The sequence below is a fragment of the Shewanella abyssi genome (genome assembly GCF_023284025.1).
GTDB classification, from domain to species: domain Bacteria; phylum Pseudomonadota; class Gammaproteobacteria; order Enterobacterales; family Shewanellaceae; genus Shewanella; species Shewanella abyssi.
The window spans coordinates 60,486-67,713 of record NZ_JAKIKR010000023.1 but is presented as its reverse complement, the minus strand read 5'-3'; the positions used below and the strand labels follow the sequence as shown (position 1 = coordinate 67,713).

The following is a 7,228-nucleotide window of genomic DNA, read 5'->3' as shown; positions in this document are numbered from 1 at the left end:
TTGCAAATTCTTTGCATAAAGAATTGTCACAGTAAACTTTGCTCTTACTATGAGAAAAGAATAAATGAGTTGATTAACACCCTTAATCGACTCATAATTTGAGATGATTAAGGGTGTTAATCAACTCATTTATTCTTTTCTCATAGTAAGAGCAAAGTTTACTGTGACAATTCTTTATGCAAAGAATTTGCAAAGGTGTGTTTTATGATTTTTATCTATTGATATTATTGAGTATTTTTAGAGGTGTTCTTTTCAAAATCCGATTCCGAAAGGAGTGACGGTTCAAGTCCGTCTTCAGGTACCATTTCTCTTTCACAAGAGAAATAAATCAACCGACATTAAGTCGGTTTTTTTGTGCCTGAAATTCAACAACCTTAAAAAATGACAGTCAGCCCAACTTCGGCTCATTGAGCTAGCCTCCTCTGATCATTTAGGTATTCCGTCATCTTATTTTTAGCTTACTGCAAGCGCCTAATATCAATTGCATTAAGTATTTAGTTAATTCAGCAGCGCTCAAGCTTTGCACTAAAGCTATAGGCTCCTAGCAGAAAACAAAAAAGCCCTAGCTTTCGCTAGGGCTTGGTTGGTTAACAGTAGTCATTTGCAGGGACGACTACTCGTTAAGGTTTACTGGCCGTGAACCTCTCTTAACTCTTCTGTATCGTGACACACAGAGCAAGACTCAGTTCCCGTAGCGGCTTCAGTAGTCATAGCGTTGAACGCTGCACCATTTGAAATCATATGGCTAACGACAGCTTGGTCGTCAGCGCTCAGTGTAACCTGTTCGCCATCAACGTTTGCACCATCTAACACTTTACCTTGAGCATCAATAAGACCGATACCCACGCTTACATGGCACGATGAGCACACGCTTGTTATCGGGCTTACGTACGCAGAACCGGTAAAGTCTAAGTTATCACCTGTCCCTGAGAAGTCAGGGGTAGCAACAATCGATGGACGAGTGTTTTTAGATAGAGGAAGTGCGATCTGATCTTCAGTATGACACTGAGCACAATCAGATATTGGTGACGGCATACCGGCTTGACGGCCATTCAACTTGAATGTGTTGTCATTGTCGATCCACTGGAAACTAGCATGAGTCTTATGGGCTTCATACTTCAAATCACCACTGTCACCAGAACTCGCTCCACCCTTACGCACACGCGTTGAGTTATGACAGGCTTTACATTGCGAAGCGTGATCGGATCTACGGCTTCCATGTTGGATCAATTGCTTGTGACAAGAGTTACAACCTTCGTAATCAGCGCCAAACTCAACTTTGAAGTCGCTATCAATTGATAGATCTTCCATGTTGAAGAAAGTGTTAACGATAGTAGGTGGAACCGGTGGGCCGAAACCTTCCAGGTCTGAATCGACCTTACCTACATCAATACCGACACCAACGAATGATGTGAACACATGACCAGTCGTCAATGGAGCTCCACCGTTAAGCTTAGGATTCATGGTGTCATCAAGTCCAGTGTCAGTCACCCAAGTACAGGTGTATGATCCTGTTACACTTTCAGAAAAACAACCATCATTTACTACTCCAGTGGCTGCAATCAGTAATTGTGAGTTAGGTGTATTTTTGGCTGAATGGGTCTCGTAGCCCATACCATTGTCCCAGTTGAACATGATGCGAGGACCACCACTAGCGTTCATTGTCACTGGTTGAATATCTGTAACCATGTCGGCAGGCTCGCCGTCCATTGTCACTTCAACATGAGCAACAAGCTCATTGCCGCTGCCACGCGTTAGCGAGGTGACTTCATACCTAATGTTTAGCTCATCAGCAGTAGATTGATATTTGTCATAAGCTTTTACATGGACAATATCTGCACCGGCAAAGCTGCCAGCATCATGACAGTTAACACAGGTATCGTTAGTCTGCTCATTGGCAGTATGTAGTCTAATTCCCTTGTCAACGTCAACTAGGCTCGCATCCCAAACGATGCCATCATGGCATGAGCCACAAGTTTCAATCGTTGGTACTGTCTTCCAGTTATCGCCATCCTTGGTTGCTACGGCAATGATCGAATCATCAGCGGCTTTATCTTCTTCGCCTACGTGACATGAGGTACAGTTGCGAATGTCTTGTGGGTATAGCACTTTGCCATAATCATTGGTTTTAGCACCGGTCAGTTGTGCACCCATATGGATTTTATGAGTCATGACCTTCATATCGGCACTGTCTTTAACAGATTTCGCCGGGTCCGAAACGTCCGGCGTATGGCACACTACGCAATACTCAATGTCGGTGCGGCCACCATGCTTGGTGACATCAGTGTGACATTCATTACAAGATGCAGTTGATACGATATCACGAGTGAAAGATATCTCGTCACCATTGGGTACCCAGTCAAAGTGCGTATTTACGCCATCATAGCGGTCTTCAGCACTATAGACTTGCAATGTGACTCTGTGAGTCGACGTTGCATCCCATGCAATAGCTTCGTCCGTAACTGGGTTAATTGCATTGGCTACGTCGGCCGCAAAAGTGTAGCTGTAGGAACCGTCACTATTATCAGTCAGGCCATCAGTCTTTGAACTTTTCTCAGAATCAGGCTTAGCATATTCGTTTTCATTAATTGAACTGACACGGATCCCATAAGTAAATGAAACCCACTCACTAGACTCGCCATTAGTACCTGGGACTAACTTAGCCACATTCAAGCGAATATTGTCTACACCAACAATGCCATAACCCGCGTTGTTGGCTGCGTTGAATGAGATTGCTAGCTTGTTGTCGTCGTTAAGCACTGCGTCAGTAATGGCAATGTTTAGCTGGTCTGCCGTGGTAAATACGATAGGAGCGGGTGCCCCATTTTCCCCATTTTCCCCGTTAGAGCCGTTAGAACCGTTTGAACCATCAGCGCCATCGCTACCACAACCTACAAGCGCTAAGCCTATAAGTAATGCTAGTGATGTGTTTTTGAAATTGCTCATCATCATTTCTCTTATATTAGACATATCGTCAAATCCATTAAATTATGGATAGAAGTTGTATCTGCTTGAATAGCGACAAGTCGAACTGGTAGTTATTCAACTAGAAACAAAATAAAGTTACTTTTATATTTTCAGGTGTGGTTCGATAAATTAATAGATAACAAAAGTTCACCAATGGTGGCTTTTTGATAACAAAAATTATCTTTACTTAATTAAGTTGTTGAATTTTTTCTGGTTATTTGTTGGTGATGTTAAGTGTGGTGGGTTCTCGTGGTGGCGGTGTAGCAAGGTTAAGTGTCATTGTGTTGATGTATGTCAATTAACTGAGTGGTAGCATGCTGCCTTTTTAAATACGGCTTTAGCTTTAGGGTAATTCCCACCTTTAGAATGAAAGGGTAAAGGCGGGCGTTTTTACTAGAAAGTAATTGAGGTCATAAGCACCATCATATCTGCTTTACCCGTTTTGTATCCGTACCAGCTATCGAGTTGCCTTAGAACTAGGCACGCTGATATGGAGTTGGAGAATTGATAATTCACAGCTAAATCAAGGCGATATCCAGAATCGTGTTGCTTGCCATCTAGGTTGTCGGTATAGCCAATGGCATGCTCTTCATCACGATCAAAGACACCATTGTAAATAAAACTTAGGCCCCATTTGTCAGATATAGGGTATTGCATCGATGCATTTAATGCATAGCCAGAAAAGCCGGTGAACTTAGCCCCAGCGTTGTCGATACTGACATAGTTAGCCCCAGCGCCGATATTGGCTTTGGCTGCGCCAAACGTCATATCATAGGACAGACCAATCTTCATATTGTTCTCGTAACCATTGGTGTTGGTGAAAAAGAACTCATCGACCATGTAGTTAAGACCCGGAACGAAACCGGTTTTAATATGTGCAACGCCAGCAAATTTAAAGGTGCTCCAAGCTTCGCCGAGTGCTTCAGCTTGTGGATCTGAGGACGACTGCTCTAAGTTTTCGAAGATCCCCACAGTGGCAATTCTGCCCCAATCTTTGGCGCGCACATTGGCTACTGTGAGCAGGGTTCTATCAAATTGGTTTTTATTTTCGTCTAAGGTGTCACTTGTATGGGCAATATAGCCGGCTGTCACTGTGGTAAAGTCTTGGGCTACTGCGTTAACACTGCAAGTGCAGCCAATGACGATAGGCAAGGCAATTTTTAAAATGTTATTCATTGAGATCAACCCTATAAAAAAGGGGCCCGAAAGCCCCTTACTACATCTATTGGTTTATATTGGTTATTACTTACCGAACTGGCTGGTTAGGTTAACCAAGCTTGCGCGGTAGTGAGGCGTGTTAGGCTTTTCAGATAACACATCAATTTCGACTTTAACCTTGCCGTCTTTACGACCGATTTCGTTAATTTTACCTATGGTGCGCTCACCAGGGTTGTACAAATGGATAGCCGCACTGAAGCCAAACATGGTGTCTTTGTCTTCCATGTACTCTACGTTTGAGGTGATGGCGCTATACCAGTCATAACCACGTTCTTTGCCGTATTCCCAGACCTGTTCTATGGTCATGTTCTCTTCGTTAATTTTGTATTCAACGTAGCGGCTGTATTTCATGCTTGCTAAGGCAGGCTGCTCATGACCACGGCCATCACCATTATCAAACACGGTTAGGTTGCCGTTGGTATTGTTTAACCAAGCGGTATGCTGGGTGTAAGTAAAGTCAAAATCACCTTCACAGACGCCTTTCTCGGTACACTTGATCTCGTTGCCGTTTGAGTCAACAGGCGTCAGTACCTTTTTAGCCAACTCTTCGTTCCAGCCTTCACGTGGCGCTTGGATCCAGACAACCTCTTTATCGCGGTTAATCTTCGCTACGCCTTGGTGACGCAGTGACACTATGATGCCGTCTCCCTTTGGATCGTACTCAATTGAGTTGATGTGCGCCCAGTTACGGCCCGCACCTATACCTGGGATATCGCCATAAGGAGCGTCGATTTCCATCTCTGCTGTTTGGCCTAAATGGTCCATATCAACGTTTAGGCAAACCGCGCCCATATCCAAGGCTTCAAGTAGTGCATCGCGGTATGGATCCAAAATTTCAGCCACGTTCCACACGTCGACTAGGTTGCCGCTTTGATCCATTTCAAGCACATGATCGCGAACGGTGTGCACAACGTCACCACGGTCGTTGATGTAGTTAGCTTTTGCTGCACGGACCAAGGTATGACCATTTGGCATAACATTGTGCTCATGTGACGCATCAATGTATCCCCGTGGCAAACGCTTAGAGTCAATCTGGCCTAGCAGATTAAAGGTACCGTAGCGTTGGCCCTGTACGAAGGTATAGCTACCTTCGCCAGTGTCTTGAAAGCCCATCAAGTAGCCGCGTTTCTCGATATCCAGGCTGGTGGCATCATAAGTCGCGTCTTGATTCAGCCACCAACGTACTTCACCTTGAGTATCGACAACATAGGTCAGTGGTGGGTTTTCAAATGGCAGTGCGCCCATGGATGGCGAACCTTCAAAAATACCGGCGTCTTTACTCTTTTGACCAGACCAATGTAGATCTGAGCCTTGCTGATTGTAGGTGTGTGAGTTCACCAGATATAAACGGTCTTCAAAGCCCTTAGCGACCTTCTTAACCTGAACCTCTGGCAAAGGAGTAATGTTGCGGTTATCGATATAGTTGTTAACGATAGCGCCTGTCATTGCCTTGTATGTCTCTGACACTTTCTTGCCGTCTAGCTTGTAAGTCACTTTAACGACGTTGCTATGATTAGCATATAGACCAAATACAGGGATACCGTCGTGAGTATTAATGGTTTGCTGGCCAACCGGGTATTTGATATCAACCCCGTCGCGCCCCTTGCCTTTAACGGTAACAACGACGTCAGTAGGGTGCTTACTGTGCAAGTCGATTAGCGCCGTCAGTGGCGAGTTTCCGTAAGGATTAACCAGTACGGCGCCAAGTTGGCCGGCGGCAGGTGCCGGTTTGAATCCTGCAGCAGATGCGCCTAAAGAAATTGCGGCAATAGCCGTCGCTAAAATAGTTTTCTTTAACATGAGAGTGTCCTATTTTTTAAAGTTTCTAATGGTTTTAGTAATAAATGCAATGGTTAACGGTAAAGCGCAGGCAATGAATACTGCATAACTAATGATGCAGTATTGCGCCATGTTCAGGCCGAGCAAGCTCCAGTCATCTTCGCCACATATTCCAGATGGTGCGAATTCGAACGGTAGCCATTCGTGAAGGGGTAAGCCCAGTGGGAATGTTGGTTCAAGTGAGCAAGCATTCGCCCCTTGACCCGATTGGAATAGATCAAGACCGGCATCAGCGGCATGACTTGAGACATGCTGTCCTGCCAAGATGATCGCCTTGTCTAGCCCGTAGATGATGCCGTACCAAGCAAGTGCCAGACCGAGTACTTTCAGCAGGTTGCTTTTAGGGTTGATGATCATTATTACGCCAGCAATCAGGATGCAGAATTGACTGAAGCGAATGTAGACGCAGTTTTCACACGGGTCCATCTCTAGAAAAACCTGGAAGAAGCCCATCGCTGAGCCAAGTAGGAACACGCATGCGGCGGCCATAACCGCCCATACTGCTCGACCTTCTTGGGTTGCTTCCAGGGTGGGAAGCGGGTTTGCCTTTAGTTCGGCAAACCAGAGTTTAAGTTTTGTAATCATGATGGCGCCTACAGGTTGTTCTTGATGGTTTCGTCAAGGTTAGCTAAGGAGGTGATCGTGCTGGTATCAATCATCTTGTTACCGTTGACCACGATGGCCGGAATACCTTTCACTTTAGCGATGGTTAACGCGATGCTTCTGTCATAGTTCAACTTTTGTTGAGCTTGAGGAGAATTAAGTGCGCTTTCGAACTCGGCTTGAGATATCCCGGCGGCTTTTAGGCCAATAGCGGCTAATTCACCTTTTACAGCTTTAGACCCTTTGACATTCTTAATCTTTTGATCATGGATGGCGGCATACATCGCCATCTTGGCTTGCTTGTATTTATCGTGGCTGATGGTGTCAGCTGCGGCTAAAACTTCACAAGACTCGACACCAAGTTCGCCCTTATTTTCTAGACAGATAGCCTGGAACTTGGCGCTAGATGGTAGGTTTTTGATTAAGTTAGGCGTGACGGCTTTTTCATATTTGTAACAAAATGGACAATATACCGAGTAAATTTTTTGTACAGTATTCTCGAGAGCCGGGGTATCTATCTGGATGACTTCAGCAGCGGATACTGTGAATGTCATGAAAAGTGCAGCGGCTAAAGTGGTGAGTGATGTTTTCATAATGCTCT

The 7,228-nt window shown here is 44.9% G+C and carries 5 protein-coding genes; all 5 read right to left on the bottom strand.

Annotated elements, in window-relative coordinates; all coding sequences use genetic code 11:
* Window positions 1-627: 627 nt before the first annotated feature.
* The 5 genes from L2755_RS11685 to L2755_RS11665 all read right to left on the bottom strand — a co-directional run bounded on the left by L2755_RS11685 (window position 628) and on the right by L2755_RS11665 (window position 7,220).
* On the bottom strand, window positions 628-2,970 hold the full coding sequence (locus L2755_RS11685) for an OmcA/MtrC family decaheme c-type cytochrome (RefSeq protein WP_248980875.1): 2,343 nt from the start codon (window positions 2,968-2,970) through the stop codon (window positions 628-630).
* Window positions 2,971-3,360: 390 nt separating this feature from the next.
* Entirely contained in the window at window positions 3,361-4,143 is a 783-nt protein-coding gene (locus L2755_RS11680) for a hypothetical protein (RefSeq protein WP_248980874.1), read from the bottom strand.
* A 66-nt stretch (window positions 4,144-4,209) separates the two neighbouring features.
* Entirely contained in the window at window positions 4,210-5,985 is a 1,776-nt protein-coding gene (locus tag L2755_RS11675) for an aryl-sulfate sulfotransferase (RefSeq protein ID WP_248980873.1), read from the bottom strand.
* 9 nt (window positions 5,986-5,994) lie between these two features.
* A complete protein-coding gene (locus L2755_RS11670; protein WP_248980872.1) occupies window positions 5,995-6,609 on the bottom strand; it encodes a disulfide bond formation protein B in 615 nt (204 codons plus the stop codon).
* Between the two features lie 8 nt (window positions 6,610-6,617).
* Window positions 6,618-7,220 (bottom strand): thioredoxin domain-containing protein, encoded by a 603-nt coding sequence (locus L2755_RS11665; RefSeq protein WP_248980871.1) that lies wholly within the window; start codon window positions 7,218-7,220, stop codon window positions 6,618-6,620.
* Window positions 7,221-7,228: the final 8 nt, after the last annotated feature.

What these genes read in the sequence shown, in the direction of transcription:
- L2755_RS11675 (WP_248980873.1), bottom strand. Translation starts at nt 5,985, where the DNA reads ATGTTAAAGAAAACTATTTTAGCGACGGCTATTGCCGCAATTTCTTTA.
- L2755_RS11680 (WP_248980874.1), bottom strand. Translation starts at nt 4,143, where the DNA reads ATGAATAACATTTTAAAAATTGCCTTGCCTATCGTCATTGGCTGCACT.
- L2755_RS11670 (WP_248980872.1), bottom strand. Translation starts at nt 6,609, where the DNA reads ATGATTACAAAACTTAAACTCTGGTTTGCCGAACTAAAGGCAAACCCG.
- L2755_RS11685 (WP_248980875.1), bottom strand. Translation starts at nt 2,970, where the DNA reads ATGTCTAATATAAGAGAAATGATGATGAGCAATTTCAAAAACACATCA.
- L2755_RS11665 (WP_248980871.1), bottom strand. Translation starts at nt 7,220, where the DNA reads ATGAAAACATCACTCACCACTTTAGCCGCTGCACTTTTCATGACATTC.